Annotated in this window: 21 protein-coding genes; 11 read left to right on the forward strand and 10 right to left on the reverse strand. The window is 65.5% G+C overall.

Annotation, left to right across the window (positions count from 1 at the left end; genetic code table 11):
- Nucleotides 1-64 precede the first annotated feature (64 nt).
- From purD to rng, 7 genes are all read left to right on the forward strand, one after another.
- Nucleotides 65-1,354, forward strand: coding sequence for a phosphoribosylamine--glycine ligase (gene purD / locus LDZ27_RS09500; RefSeq protein ID WP_244813859.1), 1,290 nt, complete (start codon nt 65-67; stop codon nt 1,352-1,354).
- A 111-nt stretch (nt 1,355-1,465) separates the two neighbouring features.
- Nucleotides 1,466-2,425 carry an oxygen-dependent coproporphyrinogen oxidase gene (gene hemF / locus LDZ27_RS09505; RefSeq protein WP_244813860.1) on the forward strand — a complete coding sequence of 320 codons (960 nt, stop codon included), beginning with the start codon at nt 1,466-1,468 and terminating at the stop codon, nt 2,423-2,425.
- Entirely contained in the window at nt 2,416-3,132 is a 717-nt protein-coding gene (locus LDZ27_RS09510; protein ID WP_370653291.1) for a nicotinate-nucleotide adenylyltransferase, read from the forward strand. The genes hemF and LDZ27_RS09510 overlap by 10 nt, the downstream gene beginning before the upstream one ends.
- A 2-nt stretch (nt 3,133-3,134) precedes the next feature.
- A complete protein-coding gene (gene rsfS / locus LDZ27_RS09515) occupies nt 3,135-3,587 on the forward strand; it encodes a ribosome silencing factor (protein WP_244813861.1) in 453 nt (150 codons plus the stop codon).
- Nucleotides 3,588-3,590: 3 nt separating this feature from the next.
- Complete coding sequence (gene rlmH, locus LDZ27_RS09520) at nt 3,591-4,061, forward strand: 23S rRNA (pseudouridine(1915)-N(3))-methyltransferase RlmH (protein ID WP_244813862.1); 471 nt, start codon at nt 3,591-3,593, stop codon at nt 4,059-4,061.
- Nucleotides 4,062-4,116: 55 nt separating this feature from the next.
- Nucleotides 4,117-4,731 (forward strand): nucleoside triphosphate pyrophosphatase, encoded by a 615-nt coding sequence (locus LDZ27_RS09525; RefSeq protein WP_244813863.1) that lies wholly within the window; start codon nt 4,117-4,119, stop codon nt 4,729-4,731.
- A gap of 7 nt (nt 4,732-4,738) precedes the next feature.
- A complete protein-coding gene (rng, locus tag LDZ27_RS09530) occupies nt 4,739-6,208 on the forward strand; it encodes a ribonuclease G (protein ID WP_244813864.1) in 1,470 nt (489 codons plus the stop codon).
- Nucleotides 6,209-6,226: 18 nt separating this feature from the next.
- Here rng and LDZ27_RS09535 read toward each other — a convergent pair whose 3' ends face one another.
- The 4 genes from LDZ27_RS09535 to msbA all read right to left on the reverse strand — a co-directional run bounded on the left by LDZ27_RS09535 (nt 6,227) and on the right by msbA (nt 11,513).
- A complete protein-coding gene (locus LDZ27_RS09535; RefSeq protein ID WP_244813865.1) occupies nt 6,227-7,453 on the reverse strand; it encodes an O-antigen ligase in 1,227 nt (408 codons plus the stop codon).
- A gap of 113 nt (nt 7,454-7,566) precedes the next feature.
- Nucleotides 7,567-8,592 carry a glycosyltransferase family 4 protein gene (locus LDZ27_RS09540; protein ID WP_244813866.1) on the reverse strand — a complete coding sequence of 342 codons (1,026 nt, stop codon included), beginning with the start codon at nt 8,590-8,592 and terminating at the stop codon, nt 7,567-7,569.
- Between the two features lie 97 nt (nt 8,593-8,689).
- A complete protein-coding gene (waaC, locus tag LDZ27_RS09545) occupies nt 8,690-9,658 on the reverse strand; it encodes a lipopolysaccharide heptosyltransferase I (protein WP_244813867.1) in 969 nt (322 codons plus the stop codon).
- Between the two features lie 70 nt (nt 9,659-9,728).
- Nucleotides 9,729-11,513: a lipid A export permease/ATP-binding protein MsbA gene (gene msbA, locus LDZ27_RS09550; RefSeq protein WP_244813868.1), complete on the reverse strand. Its 1,785-nt coding sequence runs from the start codon at nt 11,511-11,513 to the stop codon at nt 9,729-9,731.
- 220 nt (nt 11,514-11,733) lie between these two features.
- Here msbA and LDZ27_RS09555 point away from each other — a divergent pair, with 220 nt between their 5' ends.
- Nucleotides 11,734-12,501 carry a glycosyltransferase family 2 protein gene (locus LDZ27_RS09555; protein ID WP_244813869.1) on the forward strand — a complete coding sequence of 256 codons (768 nt, stop codon included), beginning with the start codon at nt 11,734-11,736 and terminating at the stop codon, nt 12,499-12,501.
- Here LDZ27_RS09555 and dnaE read toward each other — a convergent pair.
- Nucleotides 12,495-16,007, reverse strand: a complete 3,513-nt coding sequence (dnaE, locus tag LDZ27_RS09560) for a DNA polymerase III subunit alpha (protein WP_244813870.1) — start codon at nt 16,005-16,007, stop codon at nt 12,495-12,497. The two genes, LDZ27_RS09555 and dnaE, sit on opposite strands and share 7 nt — an antisense overlap.
- A gap of 224 nt (nt 16,008-16,231) precedes the next feature.
- Here dnaE and LDZ27_RS09565 point away from each other — a divergent pair, with 224 nt between their 5' ends.
- The gene (locus LDZ27_RS09565) at nt 16,232-17,095 is read left to right on the forward strand and encodes a sulfurtransferase (RefSeq protein ID WP_244813871.1); all 864 of its coding nucleotides are present in this window, start codon (nt 16,232-16,234) and stop codon (nt 17,093-17,095) included.
- A gap of 22 nt (nt 17,096-17,117) precedes the next feature.
- Nucleotides 17,118-17,990, forward strand: a complete 873-nt coding sequence (gene gluQRS, locus LDZ27_RS09570) for a tRNA glutamyl-Q(34) synthetase GluQRS (RefSeq protein WP_244813872.1) — start codon at nt 17,118-17,120, stop codon at nt 17,988-17,990.
- Nucleotides 17,991-18,065: 75 nt separating this feature from the next.
- On the opposite strand, the gene LDZ27_RS09575 is transcribed toward gluQRS, so the two are convergent.
- The 5 genes from LDZ27_RS09575 to LDZ27_RS09595 form a co-directional block, all read right to left on the reverse strand.
- Nucleotides 18,066-19,547 carry a DEAD/DEAH box helicase gene (locus LDZ27_RS09575; protein WP_244813873.1) on the reverse strand — a complete coding sequence of 494 codons (1,482 nt, stop codon included), beginning with the start codon at nt 19,545-19,547 and terminating at the stop codon, nt 18,066-18,068.
- 456 nt (nt 19,548-20,003) lie between these two features.
- Nucleotides 20,004-20,378, reverse strand: coding sequence for an MliC family protein (locus tag LDZ27_RS09580; RefSeq protein WP_244813874.1), 375 nt, complete (start codon nt 20,376-20,378; stop codon nt 20,004-20,006).
- Nucleotides 20,379-20,421: 43 nt separating this feature from the next.
- Complete coding sequence (locus LDZ27_RS09585) at nt 20,422-20,592, reverse strand: DUF6726 family protein (RefSeq protein WP_244813875.1); 171 nt, start codon at nt 20,590-20,592, stop codon at nt 20,422-20,424.
- Between the two features lie 234 nt (nt 20,593-20,826).
- Nucleotides 20,827-22,074: a formate-dependent phosphoribosylglycinamide formyltransferase gene (purT, locus tag LDZ27_RS09590; RefSeq protein ID WP_244813876.1), complete on the reverse strand. Its 1,248-nt coding sequence runs from the start codon at nt 22,072-22,074 to the stop codon at nt 20,827-20,829.
- Between the two features lie 118 nt (nt 22,075-22,192).
- Nucleotides 22,193-22,423 (reverse strand): hypothetical protein, encoded by a 231-nt coding sequence (locus tag LDZ27_RS09595; protein ID WP_244816165.1) that lies wholly within the window; start codon nt 22,421-22,423, stop codon nt 22,193-22,195.
- Between LDZ27_RS09595 and LDZ27_RS09600 the strand changes: the two genes are divergently transcribed.
- Nucleotides 22,395-22,940, forward strand: a complete 546-nt coding sequence (locus LDZ27_RS09600) for an META domain-containing protein (protein WP_244816103.1) — start codon at nt 22,395-22,397, stop codon at nt 22,938-22,940. The two genes, LDZ27_RS09595 and LDZ27_RS09600, sit on opposite strands and share 29 nt — an antisense overlap.
- The last annotated feature ends 53 nt before the right edge of the window (nt 22,941-22,993 follow it).

Raw genomic sequence — 22,993 nt, forward strand, 5'->3', positions numbered from 1 at the left:
GTCGTGACGCCGATGCCCGCTTAGCGCGCGGCCACTGCTTTCATCTAGCTTTTCGGGGATTCAAATGAAGTTACTCGTCGTCGGTTCCGGCGGTCGCGAACATGCGCTGGCATGGAAGCTCGCGCAGTCGCCGCGCGTGCAGATCGTCTACGTGGCGCCCGGCAACGGCGGCACCGCGCAGGACGAGCGCCTGCGCAACCTCGACATCACGGACCCGGCCGCGCTCGCCGATTTCGTCGAGAAAGAGCATGTCGCGCTGACGGTCGTCGGTCCGGAAGCGCCGCTCGCCGCGGGCATCGTCAATCTGTTCCGCTCGCGCGGCCTGAAGATTTTCGGGCCGACGAAGGAAGCCGCGCAGCTCGAAAGCTCCAAGGATTTCGCCAAGGCGTTCATGAAGCGCCACAAAATCCCGACCGCCGAATACGAGACCTTCACCGATGCCGCCGCCGCGCACGCCTACATCGACGCGAAAGGCGCGCCGATCGTCGTGAAAGCGGACGGACTTGCGGCCGGCAAGGGCGTGGTCGTCGCGATGAACGCCGAGGAAGCGCACGCCGCCGTCGATTCCATGCTCGCCGACAATCAGTTCGGCGATGCGGGCGCGCGTGTCGTCATCGAAGAATTCCTGAGCGGCGAGGAAGCCAGCTTCATCGTGATGGTGGACGGCAAGCATGTGCTGCCGCTCGCCTCCAGCCAGGACCACAAGCGGCTGCTGGACGGCGACAAGGGTCCGAACACGGGCGGCATGGGCGCGTATTCACCCGCGCCCATCGTCACGCCGCAACTGCACGCCCGCGTGATGCGCGAAATCATCCTGCCGACGGTGCGCGGCATGGAAAACGAAGGCATCCGTTATACCGGCTTTCTGTACGCCGGCCTGATGATCGACGCGAACGGCAATCCGAAGACCCTCGAATTCAACTGCCGAATGGGCGATCCCGAAACGCAGCCGATCATGGCGCGTCTCAAGGGCGATTTCTCGAAAGTGGTGGAAATGGCCATCGACGGCAAGCTGGACGGTGCCGAACTGGACTGGGACCGCCGCACGGCGCTCGGCGTCGTGCTTGCTGCCTACAACTATCCGGAAACCCCGCGCAAGGGCGACCGCATCAACGGCATTCCGGCCGAAACGGACAACGCCGTGACGTTCCATGCGGGCACGACGCTGGCTGACGGAAAACTGACGACCTCGGGCGGACGCGTGCTGTGCGTCGTCGGCCTCGCGGATTCCGTGCGCGGCGCGCAATCCGTGGTCTACGATACAGTCAACCAGATTTCGTTCGACGGCATGCAGTATCGCCGGGACATCGGCTACCGGGCGGTGAACCGAAAGCAGGCCGACCGCCACGGCTGACGCGAAATGCGTCCCTTCCCCGATACCGCGCTGCCGGACTTCGTGTCCGGCAGCGCGCTTTGAAAGAATCACGATCCCAAGCGCCGGACGGCCGGCGCGATATACCTGTCGATGAGTGAACCGAACCGCAGCGCGGACAATGAGGCAGGAGAAGACGCATCCCGCGACATCGCGGCGGTGCGCGAGTATTTGGCCGGCCTGCAGACGCGCATCGCCGATGCGCTCGGCGCGTTCGACGGCACGCCCTTCGCTACCGACGCCTGGACCCGCGAGCCGGGCGCGCATCTGCGCGGCGGCGGCGTGACGCGCATCCTCGAAGGCGGCGGTTTCTTCGAGCGCGGCGGCATCGGCTTTTCGGACGTGGCGGGCGACGCGCTGCCGCCCTCGGCGAGCGCGGCGCGTCCGCAACTCGCGGGGCGCGGCTTCGAAGCGCTCGGCGTATCGCTCGTGATGCATCCGCGCAATCCGCATTGCCCGACCGTGCACATGAACGTGCGCATGCTGACGGCCATCAAGCCGGGCGAGGCGCCGGTTTTCTGGTTCGGCGGCGGCATGGACCTGACGCCCATCTACGGCTACGAAGAAGACGCGGCGCATTTCCATCGCGTATGCCGCGACGCGCTCGCACCGTTCGGCGCGGAGTTGTATCCGCGTTTCAAGACGTGGTGCGACGAGTACTTTTATTTAAAGCATCGAAACGAACAGCGCGGCATCGGCGGAATCTTCTTCGATGACTTCTCGGAGCCGGGCTTCGAGCGCTCGTTCGCGATGATGCGCAGCGTCGGCGACGCGTTTCTGAAAGCGTATCTGCCGATCATGGAACGGCGGCGCGACACGCCTTACACCGAGCGCGAGCGCGAGTTTCAGGCGTACCGGCGCGGGCGTTACGTCGAATTCAATCTCGTGTTCGATCGCGGGACGCACTTCGGATTGCAGAGCGGCGGGCGCACGGAATCGATTCTGATGTCGATGCCGCCCGGCGCGAACTGGCGCTACGACTGGCAACCGGAGCCCGGCACGCCCGAAGCGCGGCTGTACCGGGACTTTCTGGTGCGCCGGGAATGGCTGTGACGATGGGCACGACGCGCCCCGCCGCTGCCAGCGCGCCGCGCATGGCGTGCGAAAGGCGCATCGGCCTGCTCGGCGGCACGTTCGATCCGATTCACGACGGCCATCTCGCGCTTGCGCGGCGCTTCGCCGAACTGCTGCAACTGACCGAGCTGGTGCTGATGCCCGCCGGCCAGCCGTGGCAGAAAGCGGGCGTTTCGGAGCCGCATCACCGGCTCGCGATGACGCGGGCGGCGGCGAGATCGCTCGATTTTGGCGGCGCGAGCATCACCGTCGCCACCGATGAAATCGAGCGAAACGGTCCCACGTACACCGTCGATACGCTCGCACACTGGCGCGAGCGCGAAGGCGCAGAGGCTTCGCTGGCGCTGCTGATCGGCGCGGATCAGCTCGTGAAGCTCGATTCCTGGCATGACTGGAAGCGGCTCTTCGACTACGCGCATGTCTGTGTCGAGACGCGGCCCGGCTTCGATTTGCGCACGCTGCCCGACGAAGTCGGAAGGCAAGTCGCGGCACGGCGCGCGTCGGCGGACGTGCTGCGCGCAAGCACGCACGGGCACGTTCTGATCGACGAGACGCTTCTCATCGACGTATCCGCCACGGCGATCCGCGAGGAAGCCCGCACACCGCGAGGCGCAGGCCCTGCCCGCGCCCAGGTCCCAGCCGCCGTATGGGACTATATTGTTCAACATCACCTGTACCAACGGTAACTATGGAACTTCAAAAGCTGCAACGCGCGATCATCGACGGTCTCGAAGACGTCAAGGCGCAAGACATCAAGGTGTTCAACACGAGCCACCTGACGTCGCTGTTCGACCGCGTGGTCGTGGCGAGCGGGACGTCGAACCGGCAGACCAAGGCGCTTGCCAACAGCGTGCGCGAAAAGGTCAAGGAAGCGGGTGGCGACATCATCAGCACGGAAGGCGAAGAGATCGGCGAGTGGGTGCTGGTCGATTGCGGCGACGCGGTCGTCCACATCCTGCAGCCGGCGCTGCGCCAGTACTACAACCTCGAAGAAGTCTGGGGCGACAAGCCCGTGCGCGTGAAGCTGCAAAAGCCGAACATGTTCGGCGGCGCGCGCGTCACCGACGATGACGAGGACGAAGAAGACGCGGCGCCCGCCGTCAAACGCCCTGCCCGCAAGAGCGCGCGCAAAGAAGCGTAAGCGGTGAAACTCGTCATCCTGGCCGTCGGACACAAGATGCCCGACTGGATCACGAATGGCTTCGACGAGTATGCGAAGCGCATGCCGCCCGAGCTGCGCATCGAGCTCAAGGAAATCAAGCCGGAGCAACGCTCGTCCGGACGCAACGCCGAGAGCGTGATGAACGCCGAGCGGCAGCGGATCGAAGCGGCCTTGCCGAAGAACGCGCGTGTCGTCGCACTCGATGAACGCGGCCGCGACTGGACCACGATGCAACTGGCGAACGCCCTGCCCGACTGGCAGCAGGACGGACGCGACGTCGCGTTCGTGATCGGCGGCGCGGACGGGCTCGCGCCCGAAGTCAAGGCGCGCGCCGAAATCATGCTGCGCGTCTCCAGCCTCACGCTGCCTCATGGCATGGTCCGCGTACTGCTTGCCGAACAGCTTTACCGCGCGTGGAGCATCACGCAGAATCATCCCTACCATCGCGCGTGAGCCTCCCGATAGTTGGACGTCGAAGGCCGCGCGCACTTCGAATCGCCACTATCCGATGCGCTCTTATCCCTTCGTTTATCTCGCCTCGCAAAGCCCGCGCCGTCAGGAATTGCTTCGGCAACTCGGCGTCGAGTACGAACTCCTTCTGCCCCGCCCCGATGAAGACGCCGAAGCCCTCGAAGCCGAACTCGAAGGCGAAGCCGCCGATGCGTATGTCGTGCGCGTCTGCGCGCTGAAGGCGAAGGCCGCGCGCGAGCGGCTCGTCGCGGGCGGCCACGCGAGCGCGCCCATTCTCGTCGCCGATACGACCGTCACCATCGACGGACTGATTCTCGGCAAGCCGCTGCACGAAGAAGACGCCGTCGCGATGCTCGAACGGCTCGCCGGGCGCGAGCATGAAGTGCTGACCGCGCTCGCCGTCGTCGATGCGGACGGCACGCTGCTCGAAGTCGCGGTATCGCGTTCGACGGTGCGTTTCGCCGCCGTCGACCGTGCTGCGCTGCAACGCTATGCCGCGACCGGCGAACCGCTCGGCAAGGCCGGCGCGTATGGCATTCAGGGCCGCGCGGCGGCGTTCGTCGAGCGAATCGAGGGGTCCTATTCGGGTATCATGGGTCTGCCCCTTTTCGAAACCGCAGCACTCTTGCGCGTGGCGCGCGCCGAATTCTAAACAGGCCATGAACGAAGAAATCCTGATCAACGTCACACCGCAGGAAACCCGCGTCGCACTGGTTCAGCAAGGCGCCGTTCAGGAGCTTCACGTCGAGCGCACGCTGTCGCGCGGGCGCGTCGGCAACGTCTATCTCGGCCGCGTCGTGCGCGTGCTGCCGGGCATGCAGTCCGCGTTCATCGACATCGGTCTCGAACGCGCCGCGTTCCTTCATGTCGCCGATATCTGGCATCCGCGTATCGCGGGCGAGCCGCATTCATCCACGCCGCATGTGCCGATCGAAAAGATCGTATTCGAAGGGCAAGCGTTGATGGTGCAGGTCGTGAAGGACCCGATCGGCACCAAGGGCGCGCGCCTGTCCACGCAGGTGAGCATCGCGGGACGCACGCTGGTTTATCTGCCGCAGGAGCCGCATATCGGCATCTCGCAGAAGATCGAGAGCGAAGCGGAGCGCGAGGCCGTGCGCGCGCGGCTCACGGCCGTGCTGCCCGTCGACGAGAAAGGCGGCTATATCGTGCGGACGATCGCGGAAGACGCGACGAGCGAGGAGCTTGCCGCCGACGTCGCCTATCTGCGCAAGACGTGGGCGACCATCGTGACGCAGGGGCAGCGCGTGCCGCCGACGACGCTGCTCTATCAGGACCTGAACCTCGCGCAACGCGTGCTGCGCGACTTCGTGAACGACGAAACCACGCGCATTCAGGTCGATTCGCGCGAGACGTATCAGATGCTCGCCGACTTCGCGGCGCAGTTCACGCCCGCGGTTGCGTCGCGCGTGCATCACTACACCGGCGAGCGGCCGCTATTCGACCTCTACAACATCGAGGCGGAGATTCAGCGGGCGCTGTCGCGGCGCGTCGATCTCAAGTCGGGCGGCTATCTGATGATCGACCAGACCGAAGCGATGACGACCATCGACGTGAACACGGGCGGCTACGTCGGTGCGCGCAATTTCGACGACACCATCTTCAAGACCAACCTCGAAGCGGCGCATACCATCGCGCGGCAATTGCGGCTGCGCAATCTCGGCGGGATCATCATCATCGATTTCATCGACATGGAGAATGTCGAGCATCGCGATCAGGTGCTGGGCGAGCTGAAGAAGGCGTTGTCGCGGGACCGCACGCGCGTGACCGTCAACGGTTTCTCGCAGCTTGGACTCGTCGAGATGACGCGCAAGCGCACGCGCGAATCGCTCGCGCATGTGCTGTGCGAGCCGTGCCCGACGTGTCAGGGCAAAGGCCAGGTGAAGACGCCGCGCACGGTCTGCTACGACGTGCTGCGAGAAATCATGCGCGAATCGCGGCAGTTCAATCCGCGCGAGTTTCGCGTGGTGGCGTCGCAGCAGGTCATCGATCTGTTTCTCGAAGAAGAGTCGCAGCATCTAGCGATGCTGATGGATTTCATCGGAAAACCGGTTTCGCTGCAGGTGGAATCGAATCTGAGTCAGGAGCAGTACGACATCGTGTTGATGTGAGGACCGCTGCTCGCGTTCTCACCGCACCGTCTCGCGCCTGGGCGCCGCGCCGATCAGTATGCCGATCAGGAACACGAACAAATTCCCCTCGGTGAAGTTGAGCAGCATCGAATTCGCGAGGCACCCGAGCACGAACGCAAAGAGATAGCCGTTCGCGATGCCCCGCTCCGGTTCCGCGAGACGCCCGCACTCCTTGCCCACGGCGAGCAGGAACCCTACGAAGATCGCCACGCCGATCAGCCCGAGCTGCACGCCCATCAGGAAGAACTCGTTGTGCGGATTGCTCGCCATCGCGGCGCGCGCGCCGGTTTCCACGCTCGCGATTCGCTCGAACTCCCGGCGCACGCTTCCGACGCCATAGCCCGCGATCGGACGATGCGCGATCAGTTCGGCACTGCGTCGATAGAACTCGAGCCGCACGCCCATCGACGTCCGCTTGTTCTGCGTCTCGAACTGGTTGATTTCCTGCGTCGTTTCAGCGAGGCGCGTGTCCTTGGCATACATTGCGAAGCCGATCACGCACGCGCACGCGGCCAGCGCGCCGATGCCGGCGATCCAGCGCATGCGCCTGTCGTAGCGGCGAAAGCGCGCTGCCTGCATGACGAGATAAATGGCGATATACGCAATCGCGACGACCTGCCCCGTGCGCCCCTGCAGCACGAAGAGCACGTTCACCATCGCGAGCAGCGCGACGAGATAGAGCGCGCCGCTCGCGCCCGCGTGCTTCGTCGTCCTCGCGAGCGAGAACGACAGGCACACGAGGAACGCCATCATCAGGCCGCCGGAAATGTGGTCCTTGAAAACCCAGGGCCGCTTCACGGGATCGGTGCCGTGCATCGGACCTACCGCCGTCCAGCCGAGATAGTTCGTGTAGGTCAGAAGCATCGTCAGCAGAAGCGACGCGAAGAGGCCCCACACGGCCGCCTTCGCCCAGAACGCGGCGCGATCGTCGGCGAAGACGAGAAAGAGCAGCGGCACGAACAGGAGCTTGCGGTACTTCATCAGGAAGTCGGACGCCTCGCCGACTCCCGCCGAGCTGTACGCGATGCTCAACGCCAATGCGACGAAGAGCACGAGCGCCGCGAATCCGCCAGGCGATCGCGCGACGAGCGTGCGCGCGCGCCGCCAGACTTCGGGCGACGCGATCGCGAGCACCGCGAACACCGTCGAGCCGATATTCACGCCCGCAGTGGAAGTCGGCACGAGCCAGAGCGTGACGACGGCAAACCACCTTGCCAGAACCAACTGGTACGACTCCGTACCGGACCGGCCTAGCCGGGAAATTCCGTTGACGTGCATTATGTTCCGCTACCCCGTTTTTACTTCGGCGCAATAAAGTGCCGCCTTGAATGCTTGTATCACACGCCGCGCAGGAAAAAGTCGGCGCGGCGTCGCAGCGCTTCGTCCGAATACATGGCTTCCACCGTGCGGCGCGCCTGCTTTCCGGTCGACTCGCGCAGCGCGGGATCGGCGATGAGCGCGTCGACGAGCCGGCGCGCTTCGTCGGTCGTATCGAAGAGAAAGCCGTTCTCGCCGTGCCGGATCCAGTCCGCGTAACCGCCGCGACGATGACACACCACCGGCAGCGCGCACGCCATCGCTTCGAGCACCACGCGCCCGAAGGTTTCGACATGCGCGCCGGTCCGATAATAAAAGACATCGAGCGTGTGAAGAAAGTCGACGGCGGGCACGGCGCCTTCGCGAAGAATCTCGATGTTCGATGCCGCGTCCAGCGCGCCCGCCGACGCCGCGCGCAAGCTCGTCGCGCCCTGCAGACGGATGCTCGCGCCCGCGTCCGCCCAAGCGCGGTAAAGCGCGACGTCTTCGGGATCGTGCTTGTCGGCCGTATCGCGGCTCAGACGGCCGATTACCGGCCGCGCGTTCGCCACGTTCGCCACGTTGGGCACATTCGCCGCGCGCGTCTGCGGCAGCGGCGCGAACTGCGCGATGTCGATGGGCGACGGCTGCACTTCGCCCTCCACGCCCACGAGCTTTTTCTGAAACTCGGAGATGAAGACGTACTCGGTGCGCGGCCATCGAAGCAACGCAGGATGCGTCGCGGTCAGCGCGAGAATCTTCGGGTGAAAGGTGTTGAAGACGTAAATCAGGCGCTCGGGACGGCGGGCGACATACGGCCACAGCTTGTTTCGCCAGTGCGAGCCGACGAACACGAACGTGCCGCCATCCGGACGATGCCCCGCACTCATGCCGATGCGCCGGATCGAGTGACGACGCGCGAGTTCTTCCGAACAGCGCGACGAAGGCGACCACGGCGTGAGCGTGCTGCGATCTTTGAGCAGACGCGCGAGATGCAGCGCTTCCTGCTCGCTGCCGCCGTTCTCGTTCATGAATCCGTTGATGATGTGAATGACTGGCTTGTTCACTGGACTCGGCATCCCGGCTAGCAGACGAAAAAAGCGAAGGGACGCGCGACGGTCGCGTCGAAATGGCGCTTCGGCTTGAACATGACGCGAGCGGCCTTCAAGCGCGCCGGTCCAGCGAATCGATAGCCGCGAGAACCTGATCGACGGACGGCGGATGACCGTCATCGCCGGTCGAGACGGACAGGCCGGGAATGTCGATGCCGAAATGCGGCCGCGATGTCGCGGTGAAGATCATCACGGTCGGGCGGCGCAGTTCGCTCGCGAGATGCACGAGGCCCGTGTCCATTCCGACGACGAGCGCGGCCATCGCGATGTGCTGCGCGATTTCCACGATCGAGAGCTTCGGCAGCACGCGCGCGCCGGGCACTCCGGCTGCGATCGCTTCGGCGTCGATCCGCTCGGCTTCCGATCCCCACGGCAGAAGCGGCGTCATGCCACGTTCGGCGAGCGTCTTTGCGACCGCGATCCAGTGGTTCGCCGGCCATTTCTTCTCGGGCTTCGATGTCGCGTGGAAGAGGAGCGCATAGGGCATGTCCGCTGCCGCGTCGAGCGGCTTCGCGGGCTTCGGAATGGCGAAAACGCTGGCCGGCGCGGCTTCGATGGAATAGCCGAGCGTGTCGGCAAGCGTGCGGCGCATGCCTTGCCAGGCGTTGTCGTCATGGCGCGGCGCGAATCGATGCGTATAGGCAAAAGCGGCGCCGCGCTCGCCGAGATTGACCCTCGAATAGCCGAAGCGGCGCCGCGAGCGCGCGATGAAAGAGATGATCGCGCTCTTGTAGACGCCGTGCAGATCGAAGATCGCGTCGTAGCGCTCGCGCCGCAGATCGAGAATCGACGACCAGATCGCCTTCAGATCGGCCAGATTGCGCGCCTTCTTGAAGCGTCGCAGCGGCGCGCACAGCACGCGCGCGACGCCGGGATTCCAGCGCGGGATGTCCGCGAAGTTCTCGTCGACCGCCCAGTCCACCTGAACGCCCGGAAACGCGCGATGCAGGTCGCCGACCACGGCCTGCGCCTGGATGACATCGCCCAACGAACTGACCTTGACTATCAGGACTCGCTTCATTCTTCGACCGTTTGCAGGTTGGGGCCGCCCCTCGAGCGGGCGGAGTCTCGAACGACGACGCGAGGCGGATTCAAGCGGCCTGCTGCTGATACTGGATGCGATGCAAGTGAGCGTAAAGGCCGTTCAGCCGCAGCAACTCGGCGTGACTGCCCTGCTCCGCGATCTTGCCCGCCTCCAGCACGAGGATACGGTCGGCGCGCTCGATCGTCGACAGCCGGTGCGCGATCACGAGCGTGGTGCGCCCTTTCATCAGCGTTTCCAGCGCGGACTGGACGTGCCGCTCCGATTCGGAGTCGAGCGCGGAAGTCGCTTCGTCGAGAATCAGAATCGGCGCGTCCTTGTAGATGGCGCGCGCAATCGCGAGACGCTGCCGCTGACCACCCGACAGGCGCATGCCATTGCCGCCGATGAGCGTATCGATGCCATCCGGCAGCGACGCGATCACGTCCGCGAGATTGGCGGCGGCGAGCGCGGCCATCACGCGGTCGCGGTCGGGCACGGTGCCGTAGGCGACGTTGGCGGCGATGCTGTCGTTGAAGAGCACGACATCCTGGCTCACCATCGCGATCTGCGCGCGCAGGTCGTGCAGCCCGTACTCGGTGATCGGCACGCCGTCCACGAGCACTTCGCCCGCGGCCGGATCGAAAAAGCGCGGCAGCAGGTTGACGAGCGTGGTCTTGCCGCTGCCCGACGGTCCCGCGAGCGCGACCATTTCGCCGGGCGCCACCTTGAACGAGACGCTATCGAGCGTCGCGCGATCCTGCGTGCCGTAATTGAACGAAACCTGCCGGAATTCGATGCTGCCCTTCGCGCGCTCGAGCGGGCGGCCGCCGCCCATCGGCTCCGGCGGCTCGTCGATCAGGCCGAAGATCAGCTCCGCCGCCGTCACGCCGCGCTGCAGCGGCTGGTTCACGTCGATCAGATGCTTGAGCGGCGAAATCACGAGCAGCATCGACGTGACGAAGGCGACGAAGCCGCCCACCGTCGTCTGGTCGCTCGCCGACTGCAGCACCGCAATGGTGATGACGATGGCGAGCGCGATGGACGCGAGGAACTGCGTGAGCGGCTGCGCGAGACCGCCCGACACCTGCATGCGCATGGCGTAACCGCGCAGGCGGCCGCTCATTTCCGTGAAGCGTCCGATCTCGTAAGGCTCGCCGTTGTGCACCTTCACGACCTTATAGCCGCCGACCGTCTCCTCGACGATGTACGAGAGATCGTTGGTGAGCATCTGATGCTCGCGGTTCAGGCGCCTGAGGCGCCGGTTGATCTTCGAGACGAGCCAGCCGATGCCCGGCAGGATCACCGCGACGATCAGCGTGAGCCGCCAGTTGAGAATGAAGAGATAGCCGAGCAGGAATACGACGGTGAGCGAGTCGCGCACGAGCGTGACGACGACGCCGGACAGCACCTGCAGAATCTGGTTGACTTCGAACACGATGGCGTTGATGACCGTGCTCGCCGTCTCGCGCTGGAAGAAACCGGCGCTCGTGTGGATCATCCGGTCGAACATCTTGAGCCGCAGTTGCAGCAGGATCTTGTTCGACACATAAGAGAGCAGATAGCCCGATGCGTATTGCGCGACGCCGCGAACGAGCGCGAGCCCGATGACCGCGACGGGCACGACCCATTTCGCTTTCTCGCTGCCGCCCGTGCCGAACCCGTGATCGAGCAGCGGCTTGAGCAGCATCGGAATGCCCGCTTCGCTCGCCGCGACGAAACCCATCGCCACGAGTCCGAGAAGCACGATGCCCATGAGCGGCCGCAGATAGGGCCAAAGCCGCTTGATGACGGCCGACGGCGATGTCGTCTCACCGCCGCCGATAGTCTTTCTCAGTGTCTGCTTCTCGCTCAATTCATCCTCTGCATTGCGATGCCCCGGCGCACGGACGCGCCCGCCGGTAGCATGATCGCGCCCGGCGAAAGACGCCGGCGCTGCGACAATCCGCCATTTTAAACTGCCGGGCTCGTGCGCCTCATTTGGCGGATTCGTGCCGCGCGATCGCCAACGATTGCCGATGGTTAAAATACGCGCCACGATCAATCCCAGCCGCGACCGGCGAGCGCCCCATCCCATGACGCATCCCAGCCTCGGTATCGCCATCATCACGTACAACGCGGCCGCGCGGCTCGCGCAATGCCTCGAAGCCGTCTCTTTCGCCGACGATATCGTCGTCGTGGACGGCGGCAGCACCGATGCGACCGTCGCCATCGCGCAGTCGCACGGCGCGCGCGTCGTGATCGAGCGCGAATGGCCGGGCTTCGGTCCGCAGAAGAATCGCGCGCTCGATGCGCTTTGCACCGACTGGGTGCTCTCCATCGACGCCGACGAAGTGGTCACGCCCGAACTCGCTCAGGCCATACGGACGGCCATCGCGAATCCGCGCGCCGATGTGTACGCGGTGGACCGGCTGTCGAGTTTCTGCGGCGAGTGGATCCGGCACAGCGGCTGGTACCCGGACTGGATTCCGCGCCTTTTCAGGCGCGGTTCGGCGCGTTTCTCCGACGACCTGGTGCACGAGCGCCTCGTCACGCTGGCGGACACGCCCGTCGCGCGGCTGGACGGCAAGCTGATGCACTATTCCTACGAAGACTTCGAAACGGTGTTGCGCAAGCTCGACGCCTATTCGACAGCCGGCGCGCGGCAACGCCATGCGGCGGGCAAGCGCGGAAGTCTCGGCATCGCCGTGACGCGCGGACTGTGGGCGTTCGTGAGAACCTACGTGCTGCGGCGCGGCTTTCTCGACGGGCGATCAGGCTTCATGATCGCCGTCTTCAACGCGCAGACCGTGTACTACCGCTTCGTCAAGCTCGCGCGCCTGAACGAGCGGCCGCATCAATAAACGATTTCGATCTCGCTGCCCGCGAACTCGCCGCGCAACGCGGTGATGAGCTCGTCGGTGGGCTTCACGCGCCACGCGTCGCCCAGGCGCACTTCGCCTTCCGCGTGCTCGCTCCGATAGACGATGCTCACGTTCAGCCCGTTGGGAATCGGCGCGGACTGACGCTGACGACCGTTGTCCTTCACGGGCATCGGCGCCGGTTCAGCCTGCGCGCCCGCCGCATACGTTTCGAGCACGCGGCGCAAGCGCAAGGAATCCGCGTTGCCGTTCATCTCAACCTTCACCGACTGCGCGTAGCGGCTGCGCGCGCGTTCGAGGTCCATCGCCGTATCGACGGTAAAGCGGATGCCGCCCGTGAACGCGTCGTTGCGCGCCTGTCCCTGCACGACCAGCAACTCGTCTTCCTTGAAAAGCGCTTTGTTCGCTTCGAACTGCTCGTTGAACACGGTGACTTCGCACTGGCCGGTGCCATCGTCCAGATTGACGATCAGCATCTTGCCGCGCTGAGTCATTTGCGTTCGCATCGTCGAAATGACGCCCGCGACGAGCTTGTCGCGCCCTTCCTTGAGTTCGCCGATCTTCTGGCGCACGAAGCGGCGCACTTCGCCCTTGTAGGCGTCGAAGAGATGCCCCGACAGATAGAAGCCGAGCGCCGTCTTTTCTTCCTGCAGGCGCTTTTTGTCCGACCACGCGGGTTCGTCGACGTATTCGTGCTTGGCGAGCGGCGCGTCGCCCATGTCGAAGAGGCCCGCCTGCATCGCGTTGGCGGCGGCCTGGTCGGCGGCTTCCATTGCCATCGGGACGGATGCGAGCAGTTGCGCGCGGTTCGCGTGAACGGAATCGAACGCGCCTGCGCGGATCAAGGCCTCCACGGTGCGGCGATTCACGATGCGCCGGTCGATGCGCTCGCAGAAATCGAAGAGGTCCGTGAACGCGCCGTCTTCGCGTGCGCGAAGGACTTCTTCGATCGCATTCTGGCCGCTGCCCTTCACTGCGCCGAGGCCATAGCGAATGGTTCGCGAACGCTTGCCGTCCGGCTCGGCGACCGGCTCGAACCGATACGCCGACTGGTTGATGTCCGGCGGCAGCACCGTCATGCCGTTCGCGATGCAGTCCTCGAAAAGGATCTTCACCTTGTCGGTGTCGTCCATCGCGAGCGACATGTTGGCGGCCATGAATTCCGCCGGATGATGCGCCTTCAGCCACGCTGTGTGATACGCGAGCAATGCATACGCGGCCGCGTGCGACTTGTTGAAGCCGTAGCCCGCGAACTTCTCCATCAGGTCGAAGGTTTCGTCCGCTTTCGCGCGCGTGAGGCCGTTCTTCGCCGCGCCTTCCGCGAAGATTTCGCGGTGCTTCGCCATTTCCTCGGGCATTTTCTTGCCCATCGCGCGACGCAGCAAGTCCGCGCCGCCGAGCGAATAGCCGCCGATGATCTGCGCCATCTGCATCACCTGCTCCTGATAGACCATGATTCCGTAGGTCTCTTTCAGAACAGGTTCGACGCGCGGGTCCGGATATTCGACGATCTCGCGCCCGTGCTTGCGCGCGCAGAAGCTCGGAATCAGATCCATCGGGCCGGGACGATACAGCGCGACGAGCGCGATGATGTCCTCGAAGCGGTCCGGCTGGGCGTCCTTCAGCATGCCTTGCATGCCGCGGCTTTCCAGCTGGAACACGGCGACGGTGTTCGCTTTCTTCAGAATCTGGAACGAAGCCGGATCGTCCAGCGGAACCTGCGCGAGGCTCCAGTCCTTCTTGGACGGATCGAGCCGGCGAATGTAGCGCTCGGCCCAGTCCAGAATGGTGAGCGTGGTCAGGCCCAGAAAGTCGAACTTGACGAGGCCGACGGCTTCGACGTCGTCCTTGTCGTACTGGCTGACGACGCCGCCGTCCTCGCCCTGCGTGTACAGCGGACAGAAATCCGTGAGCTTGCCCGGCGCGATGAGCACGCCGCCCGCGTGCATGCCGACGTTACGCGTGAGGCCTTCCACGCGCTGCGCGAGTTCGAGCAACTGATGCACTTCGTCCTCGGAATCGAAGCGCTCCTGAAGCGTCGGCTCTTCCTTCATCGCGTCCGCGATGGTGACGTGCTTGCCCGGCTTGAACGGAATCAGCTTCGCGACGCCGTCGGTGAACATGTAGCCGAGATCGAGCACGCGGCCGATGTCGCGCACCGCCGCCTTCGCCGCCATCGTGCCGAAGGTGGCGATCTGCGAAACGGCGTCCGCGCCGTACTTGCCCTTCACGTACTGAATGACGCGGTCGCGCCCTTCCTGACAGAAGTCGATGTCGAAGTCGGGCATCGACACGCGTTCCGGGTTCAGGAAGCGCTCGAACAGCAGGTTGTAGCGCAGCGGGTCCAGATCCGTAATGCCGAGCGCGTAGGCGACGAGCGAACCCGCGCCCGAACCGCGGCCCGGACCGACCGGCACGCCGTTGTTCTTCGCCCACATGATGAAGTCCGCGACGATCAGGAAGTAGCCCGGAAAGCCCATCTTGATGATCGTGCCGCACTCGAATTCGAGGCGCGCGTAGTACGTCTCGCGCTGCGCGTCGCGCTCGGCTTCGTCGGGATAAAGCTGCGCGAGCCGGACTTCCAGCCCTTCCTTCGACAACTGCACGAGGTAGTCGTCGAGCGACGTGCCATCGGGCGTCGGGAAAAGCGGCAGCTTCGGCTTGCCGAGTTCGAGCGTGAGATTGCAGCGTTTCGCGATTTCGACGGTATTCGCGAGCGCCGACGGAATGTCCGCGAAGAGCGCGCACATCTCGTCCTGCGTGCGGAAATACTGCTCCGTCGAAAAGCGCTTCGGACGGCGCGGATTCGCGAGGATATCGCCTTCCGAAATGCAGACGCGCGCTTCGTGCGCGGTGAAGTCGTCGGGCGTCATGAACTGCAGCGGATGCGTGGCGACGACCGGCAAGCCGAGCTTCGCCGCGAGCGCGACCGCTTCCAGAATGTACGCCTGCTCGCCGGGCTGCCCGGCGCGCTGCAACTCGATGTAGAACGCGTTCGCAAAGAGCTTCGCCCAGCGCTCGGCGTGACGCTCCGCGCTTGCCGCGTTGCCCGCCGCGAGCGCCATGCCGATGTCGCCCGTCTGCGCGCCGGAGAGCGCGAGCAGGCCTTCGGCCAAGCCCTCTTCCAGCCATTCGACCATCACTTCCGCGCGCCCGCGATACTGGTTCGTGAGCCACGCGCGGCTCAGCAATTCGCAGAGGTTGAGATAGCCGGTCTTGTCGCGCACGAGCAAGAGCAGGCGCGACGGCTTGTCGCGGTCGGCCGGATTGGTGATCCAGACGTCGCAGCCGGCGATCGGTTTCAAGCCGTTGCCGCGCGCTTCCTTGTAGAAGCGCACGAGGCCGAATGCGTTCGCGAGATCGGTGAGCGCGAGCGCGCCCTGGCCGTCCTCGGCGGCTGCCTTGACGACGTCGTCCAGCCGCACGATGCCGTCGGCGATCGAGAATTCGGAGTGGACGCGGAGATGAACGAAGCGGGGATCTGACATGGCGATATTGTACATGCGGGCTGTCGCGAAAAAGCCCGGCGCGGCCGCATTGGCCGAACGGATAAGGCGCTCGCGGCTCTCGAAATTGAGCGTGCGCAAGGCCGCGCGCACCGCGTCGGCCGGGCGGCGGAAAAGCGCGCGCCGTTTGCGGGATAATACGGTCTTTGCGCGGCGCCCTGCTGCTGCCGCCGTTCACGTTTTCAGCGTTTCACCCGCATCCGATCATGAGCATATTGAACCTTTCCGCCTACAAATTCGTCACCATCGAAGACGGCGCCGCGTGGCGCCCGCTCGTCACCGAACGCTGCAACGCGCTCGGCCTCAAGGGCACGATCCTGCTGGCGCCGGAAGGCATCAACCTGTTCATCGCCGGTCCGATTCGCGAAGTGCGCGAGTTCATCGACTACATTCGCACCGATGCCCTCTTCGGCGGCCGCTTCGCCGACTTGCAGTTCAAGGAAAGCCTGTCGGAAACACAGCCTTTTCGCCGCATGCTCGTGCGGCTCAAGCGCGAAATCATCACGATGAAAAAGCCCGCGATCAAGCCGGAACTGGGCCGCGCGCCGGTCGTCGATGCACCGACGCTCAAAAGCTGGCTGGATCGGGGTCACGACGACGAAGGCCGTCCGGTCGTCATGCTCGACACGCGCAATGCGTTCGAAGTCGATGTCGGCACCTTCGACAACGCGCTCGATTACCGCATCGCGAAGTTCAGCGAGTTTCCGGAAGTCATCGAGCAAAACCGCGCGGACCTGGAAGGCAAGACGATCGTATCGTTCTGCACGGGCGGAATTCGCTGCGAGAAGGCCGCAATTCACATGAAGGAAGTGGGCATCGAGCATGTTTATCAACTCGAAGGCGGCATTCTCAAGTACTTCGAGGAAGTGGGCGGCGCGCATTACACCGGCGAGTGCTTCGTGTTCGATTACCGCACCGCGCTCGATCCGAACCTTCAGCCTACGTCGACTGCGCAATGCTTCGGATGTCGCGCGGTCGTGAGCGCGGAAGACCAGAAATCGCCGCATTACACGCCGGGCGAGACCTGCCCCGCGTGCCATCCCGACGCGAAGGTCGGCCAGGCGGCATGAGCCGCATCGCATGGCGCACCGCATGACGTATCGCGGCCGCTTCGCGCCTTCGCCCACCGGCCCGCTGCACGCGGGCTCGCTCGTGAGCGCGCTTGCCAGTTACTTCGATGCGCGCGCGCACGGCGGAAGCTGGATCGTGCGGATCGAAGATGTCGATGCACCGCGCACGGTGCCGGGCGCCGCCGACGCTATCCTCGCGACGCTCACGCGTTTCGGCATGCATTGCGACGAGCCGCCCGTGTGGCAGAGCCAGCGCGACGACGCCTACGCTCGCGCCTTCGCGCAGTTGCAGGCGCGCGGGCTCGTGTATCCGTGCGGCTGCACGCGGCGCGAGATTGCCGACTCGCTCGTTCACGCACACGCGCGCCATGCGACGCTCGCGTATCCCGGAACGTGCCGAACCGGATTGCATGGCCGCGAAGCGCGCGCATGGCGGCTGCGCGTGCCGGAAGGCGACGCGGCGCGCATTGCGTTCGTTGACCGCTGGCAAGGGCCGCAGTCGCAGAATTTGGCGACCGAAGTCGGCGATTTCGCGTTGAAGCGTGCCGATGGCTTGTGGGCGTATCAACTGGCCGTCGTCGTCGATGATGCCGACGCCGGCATCACGCATATCGTGCGCGGCGCGGACCTGCTGGATTCGACCGCGCGCCAAATCCACCTTCAGCGGTGTCTCGACGTGCCGACGCCGTCCTATCTGCACGTCCCGGTCGTGAACAACGACGCCGGCGAGAAGCTTAGCAAACAGACGGGCGCCGCGCCGCTCGATGCGCTCGTCCCGCTCGACGCGCTCACGGCAGCCGCGCGGCATCTCGGCATCGAGGCACCGGCGGCGCGTTCGCTCGATGCGTTCTACGCCACGGCGACTGCGGCGTGGGCGATGCGCTTCCCGCGCTGACCGCCGCGGGGATTCTTCGATCGCCACGAAAAGGCAGCCGCTTCGGGCTGCCTTTTTGCTTTCACGCACAAGCCGTCAGGACGTCTTACGCGGCATCCCAAGACCGCCGAGCAGCGCCGCGAGCGGCTGCTTGGGCGCGCTCTTGCGCTCAGGCTCGGCCGTCTCCTCGTGACGCTTAAGCGCGGACGGCGAAGGTTCGTAGGGTTTCAGGAAGAACTCGTCGACAGGCTGCTGACGTCCGCGCGGCCGGTCATACGAACTCGACGTGCGGCGCCGCGAACCCGCGTCGTCGCGCGCGCCGTGACGATGCTCGGAGCGCTCGCTGCGCGCCGGGCGCTCGTCGCGGCGCGAAGCGTCGCGGTGCACGCGCGTGGCGACCTCGAGCGTCTCGACCTCGAGCGGGCGCTTGATCAGCTTTTCGATGTCCGCGAGCTGCTTGCGCTCGTTGGGGCTGCACAGCGACAACGCGTCGCCCGACGCGCCCGCGCGCCCCGTCCGCCCGATGCGGTGCACGTAATCTTCGGCGTTGAACGGCAAGTCGAAGTTGATGACCGCCGGCAGCTCCGCGATATCGAGGCCGCGCGCGGCGACGTCCGTGGCGACGAGCGCCTCGATCTCGCCGCGCTTGAAGGCGTCGAGCGCCTGCATGCGCTCGCTTTGCGTGCGGTCGCCGTGGATCGCGGTGGCCACGATGCCGTCGCGCTCCAGTACGCGCGCGAGGCGGCTCGCGCCGATCTTGCTGTTGCAGAACACGATGACCTGCTTCAACTCGCGCTCGCGGATGAGCTGCGCGACCGCGCCCGACTTGTCGCTCTCGTGCACCTCGTAGACGATCTGGCGCACGTTGGTCGCCGTGGAATTGCTGCGCGCGACCTCGATCGTCTGCGGGTTGCGCAGATACGTCGCGGCGAGCTTCTTGATTTCCGGCGAAAACGTCGCGGAAAAGAGCAGCGTCTGGCGTTCCTTCGGCAGCAGATTCAGGATGCGCTGCAGATCCGGCAGGAAGCCCATGTCGAGCATGCGATCCGCTTCGTCGAGAACGAGCATCTGCACCTGGCCGAGATTGAGCGTCTTTTGCTGGACGTGGTCGAGCAGGCGGCCCGGCGTCGCGATCAGGATTTCGACGCCCCGGCGCAGCGCTTCGGACTGCGGGTTCATGTCGACGCCGCCGAACACGACGGTGCTGCGCAGCGGCGTGTGTTTCGAGTAGGTCTGGACGTTCGCGGCGACCTGATCGGCGAGTTCGCGCGTCGGCGTGAGCATCAGCGCGCGCACCGGATGACGCGCGGGCGACGCGCTCGTATTGGCGTTCGGCAGCAGACGCTGGATGATCGGCAGCGAGAAGCTGGCCGTCTTGCCGGTGCCGGTCTGAGCCGCGCCCATCACGTCGCGGCCCGAGAGCACCACGGGAATCGCTTGCGCCTGAATCGGCGTGGGCGTGGTGTAGCCGGACTCGCGCACCGCCTTGAGAATGTCGGGGGCCAGGCCGAACTGATCGAACGTCGGCGCGGCCGTGGCTTCTTCGGTGGACGTGTTCGGGGCGACGGAATCAGACATGGTGACTATGTTGGCTTTCGCTAAAAGTCCGCTCGATGCGGCGCGCGTGAGGATCGCCCGGATGGTGCGGTCGTTTCACGCGTATGTGTTTCGGTGTCGCGCAATGTGCCGCGACGCAATGTGCAAGAGGTCCGGCGGCCGGCGTTCGTGACGGTGTCTCTTTCGGTCCGCCCGCTGGCGGTTCACTCGGGACCGGCCCGGTTCGCGTTCCGATGGAACACCGGTTCGATGACGTTTTCAAGACATCGGCGCCCGATGCCGCCAGTGCGGCGCAATCGGCGCGCCACCGCTCGCTCGACGTGACGGGCGATGCGCGCGAACGTTGGCGATTCACTGCGGGAAAGCCGCACATTGTAGCACCGCCCGCCAAAGCGCTCCGGCGCTCGCGAGCGCTCGCGCGTGTCTTCCGGCGCCCGCGCCAGTCGACCCGCGCGACGGCATGGCGTCGACTGCCGGCTAATCCGTGCGAGCGTGGCAATCGGCGAGCAAAGGCGGCGAATTCTTCGCGGCCATTTCGTCGTAGAGATTGGCGTCGGGGCCTTTGGTCCACCATGTGTATTGATCGGCGACGTACCGGGCGCCCGACCCGGCGATCACGTTCACGAAAAGCAGCTTGCGCCCGTCGACGGTCAGCGCGGCGAAGCTCTGCCGATTGCGCGTGTTCGTGTATTGCACGGACACGGTCTTGCCGTCCTTGCAGTCGTAGCGCGTGGTTTGCGTCGACGCGGTCTGCACCTGCGGGACGGTGAGCGGCATCGCGACCGCCGTCGAAAGGGGCAGCGCGGCCGCTGCGGCCATTGCGCTCACCGGCAGCGCGAGAAGCTTTTTCATCGTTGAGTTCATCCTTCGTCGATACGTGCGCCGCGACAGGCGATCAAGGATCGATGACATCGGCGCAGGCGTCGGTGGGCGCCGCGGCGACATGACCGACCACCGGCACGATCTTGAGCCCCGCCGACGCGATACGGCAGGGAGCGGCCGCGAGCCCGCAGCCTGAAAGTCCAACGCATGCCGCGACGAGCGCGGCCAACCCTAATCGTTTCATCTCTTGCTCCTGTCGGCCAGAGTCAGCGCGTTAGCGCCCGCTCTGGCGCCATGCAGCGCGGTCGCGCCAAGGTTAGCGCTTCGGCGCTTCCTCTGGCGCCATGCAAGGCGGTCGCGCCAGAATTGGCGCTTTGGCGCTCAGTCGGTCCCATGCAAAAAGGTCGACCGAGTGATTAGCGCCCGCTCCGGCCACATGCAGCCGGGAAGACCCGCCTCCAATCTACAACCGCCTCGCTCACTTCGTCGAGACGGGCCGCACTTTCGATGCCGCCAGCTTCGCGCGCTCACGCGCCTCGGCCGTATCGACGCCTGTTGCAACCGCCACGCCCATCCGACGCTTCACGAAACTCTCCGGTTTGCCGAAGAGCCGCACATCCGCGCCCGGCACCGCGAGCGCCTCGCGAACGCCTTCGAATTCGATCCCCGCCTCGTCGATGCCGCCGTAAATCACTGCCGACGCGCCCGGCGTGCTCAGCGACGTGTCGACCGGCAGGCCGAGAATCGCGCGGGCGTGAAGCTCGAACTCGGAGAAGCGCTGCGTGGCGAGCGTCACGAGACCGGTGTCGTGCGGCCGCGGACTCACTTCCGAGAACCACACGTCGTCGCCGCGCACGAAAAGCTCCACGCCAAAAAGACCGCGTCCGCCGAGCGCCGTCGTCACTTTTTCGGCCACGTCGCGCGCCCTGGCGAGCGCGGCGGCGCTCATCACCTGCGGCTGCCACGATTCGACGTAATCGCCCGCCACCTGCAAGTGGCCGATCGGTTCGCAGAAATACGTCGCGGTCGCGCCCGTCGCGGGATCGGCGGCGCGCACGGTGAGTTGCGTGATCTCGTATTCGAAGTCGATGAAGCCCTCGACGATCACGCGCCCGTGATTCACGCGCCCGCCCGCCATCGCGTAAGCCCATGCCGGCTCGACGTCGGCCTCGCTTCTGAGTACCGACTGGCCCTTGCCCGACGACGACATCACCGGCTTCACGACGCATGGGAAACCGATGTTCGCGACGGCCGCCTTCATTTCGTCGAGCGACTGCGCGAAGGCATACGGCGATGTCGGCAAGCCGAGCGTTTCGGCGGCGAGCCGGCGAATGCCTTCGCGGTTCATCGTGAGTTGCGTCGCGCGCGCGGTCGGGATGACGGTCGCCGCGCCCGACGCCTCGATTTCCGCAAGCGCGTCCGTGGCGATGGCTTCGATCTCCGGCACGATCAGATGCGGCTTCTCGGCGTCGACGAGCGCGCGCAACGCGGCGGCGTCCGTCATGTCGATGACGTGCGCGCGATGCGCCACCTGATGCCCCGGCGCGTTCGCATACCGGTCCACGGCGATCACTTCGACGCCCAGCCGTTGCAGCGCGATGATGACTTCCTTGCCGAGCTCGCCCGCGCCCAGCAGCATGACGCGCGTGGCGTGAGAAGAAAGCGGCGTGCCGATGCGCGATGCCGTGTCGTTCGCTGCGTTGCTGCCCGGTTCCTGCGTCTGCATGCGTGCTCCAGATCGAATCGTTGCGTGCGGTTTTCGAGGGCATCGCAAAGCCGCTCGCGAGGCCGGAAACGCCCGAAAACCAGAGTTCGCGGCGATGTTAACACGCTAGCCGCGCGCCTCACTCCTCTGCCATCCGGTCTATTGACAAGTGCATCGATTCGCGCATGCGGCGGGGATCGTCGCCACTTTGCCGCCGCGCAGGGCACCGATCATTTTGTTGCATCTCGAAGCTGGACAAATCGTAGGACGCGTGCGGTACCCTTACGCTTTCGCCCGCTTCAGGATCGTCGATGTCCCTGCACTTCCCTCGCATGTCCTGCATGTTTTCCTCGCGCTCGTCGTCGTTCATGCGCCCGCGTCAATCGCTCGCTCTTACTGCGGGCGCGGCCATCGTCGCGGCGAGCCTCGTGAGCGCGTGCGCCATGCCCCGGCATTCCGACGCGAGCGCGCCGCCGACCGATCCGTACAACCCCGCCGCCACGCAGTTGCTCGACGACACGCAGTGGCAACTGACCGACTGGACCGACGCGAACGGCCAGCCGCGCGCGGTTCCATACGGCGCGGAGGGCGGCGAGCCGCTGACGCTGGTTTTCTCGACGGAGAGCGGCCATCGGCGCGCGAGCGGGTTCTCCGGCTGCAATCGCTTCGCGGGGGCTTACGACCTGAAGGACGGCCAGCTCGCCCTGCGCCCGCTCGCCGGCACGCGCATGGCCTGCGCGTCAGGGATTGGCAGCGCGCTCGAGCGGCCTTATCTCGACGGCCTCGCCCACGTAGCGAAAAGCGGCGTGCAGATGAACCCGCCGCAATCGCTTCGACTCACGCTGGACGACGGCGCGGTGCTGACCTTCGCGCGGCGGGACAAGTAGGCGCACGGCACCGCTTGTTTGAGCGCGGCTCGCTCGCGCCAAGTGTTGCGCGC

The organism is Caballeronia sp. Lep1P3, from assembly GCF_022879595.1.
Classification (GTDB): Bacteria; Pseudomonadota; Gammaproteobacteria; order Burkholderiales; family Burkholderiaceae; genus Caballeronia.

What these genes read in the sequence shown, in the direction of transcription:
- purD (WP_244813859.1), top strand. Translation starts at nt 65, where the DNA reads ATGAAGTTACTCGTCGTCGGTTCCGGCGGTCGCGAACATGCGCTGGCA.
- hemF (WP_244813860.1), top strand. Translation starts at nt 1,466, where the DNA reads ATGAGTGAACCGAACCGCAGCGCGGACAATGAGGCAGGAGAAGACGCA.
- LDZ27_RS09510 (WP_370653291.1), top strand. Translation starts at nt 2,416, where the DNA reads ATGGCTGTGACGATGGGCACGACGCGCCCCGCCGCTGCCAGCGCGCCG.
- rsfS (WP_244813861.1), top strand. Translation starts at nt 3,135, where the DNA reads ATGGAACTTCAAAAGCTGCAACGCGCGATCATCGACGGTCTCGAAGAC.
- LDZ27_RS09525 (WP_244813863.1), top strand. Translation starts at nt 4,117, where the DNA reads ATGCGCTCTTATCCCTTCGTTTATCTCGCCTCGCAAAGCCCGCGCCGT.
- rng (WP_244813864.1), top strand. Translation starts at nt 4,739, where the DNA reads ATGAACGAAGAAATCCTGATCAACGTCACACCGCAGGAAACCCGCGTC.
- waaC (WP_244813867.1), bottom strand. Translation starts at nt 9,658, where the DNA reads ATGAAGCGAGTCCTGATAGTCAAGGTCAGTTCGTTGGGCGATGTCATC.
- LDZ27_RS09555 (WP_244813869.1), top strand. Translation starts at nt 11,734, where the DNA reads ATGACGCATCCCAGCCTCGGTATCGCCATCATCACGTACAACGCGGCC.
- dnaE (WP_244813870.1), bottom strand. Translation starts at nt 16,007, where the DNA reads ATGTCAGATCCCCGCTTCGTTCATCTCCGCGTCCACTCCGAATTCTCG.
- LDZ27_RS09565 (WP_244813871.1), top strand. Translation starts at nt 16,232, where the DNA reads ATGAGCATATTGAACCTTTCCGCCTACAAATTCGTCACCATCGAAGAC.
- gluQRS (WP_244813872.1), top strand. Translation starts at nt 17,118, where the DNA reads ATGACGTATCGCGGCCGCTTCGCGCCTTCGCCCACCGGCCCGCTGCAC.
- LDZ27_RS09575 (WP_244813873.1), bottom strand. Translation starts at nt 19,547, where the DNA reads ATGTCTGATTCCGTCGCCCCGAACACGTCCACCGAAGAAGCCACGGCC.
- LDZ27_RS09580 (WP_244813874.1), bottom strand. Translation starts at nt 20,378, where the DNA reads ATGAAAAAGCTTCTCGCGCTGCCGGTGAGCGCAATGGCCGCAGCGGCC.
- LDZ27_RS09585 (WP_244813875.1), bottom strand. Translation starts at nt 20,592, where the DNA reads ATGAAACGATTAGGGTTGGCCGCGCTCGTCGCGGCATGCGTTGGACTT.
- purT (WP_244813876.1), bottom strand. Translation starts at nt 22,074, where the DNA reads ATGCAGACGCAGGAACCGGGCAGCAACGCAGCGAACGACACGGCATCG.
- LDZ27_RS09600 (WP_244816103.1), top strand. Translation starts at nt 22,395, where the DNA reads ATGTTTTCCTCGCGCTCGTCGTCGTTCATGCGCCCGCGTCAATCGCTC.
- LDZ27_RS09595 (WP_244816165.1), bottom strand. Translation starts at nt 22,423, where the DNA reads ATGAACGACGACGAGCGCGAGGAAAACATGCAGGACATGCGAGGGAAG.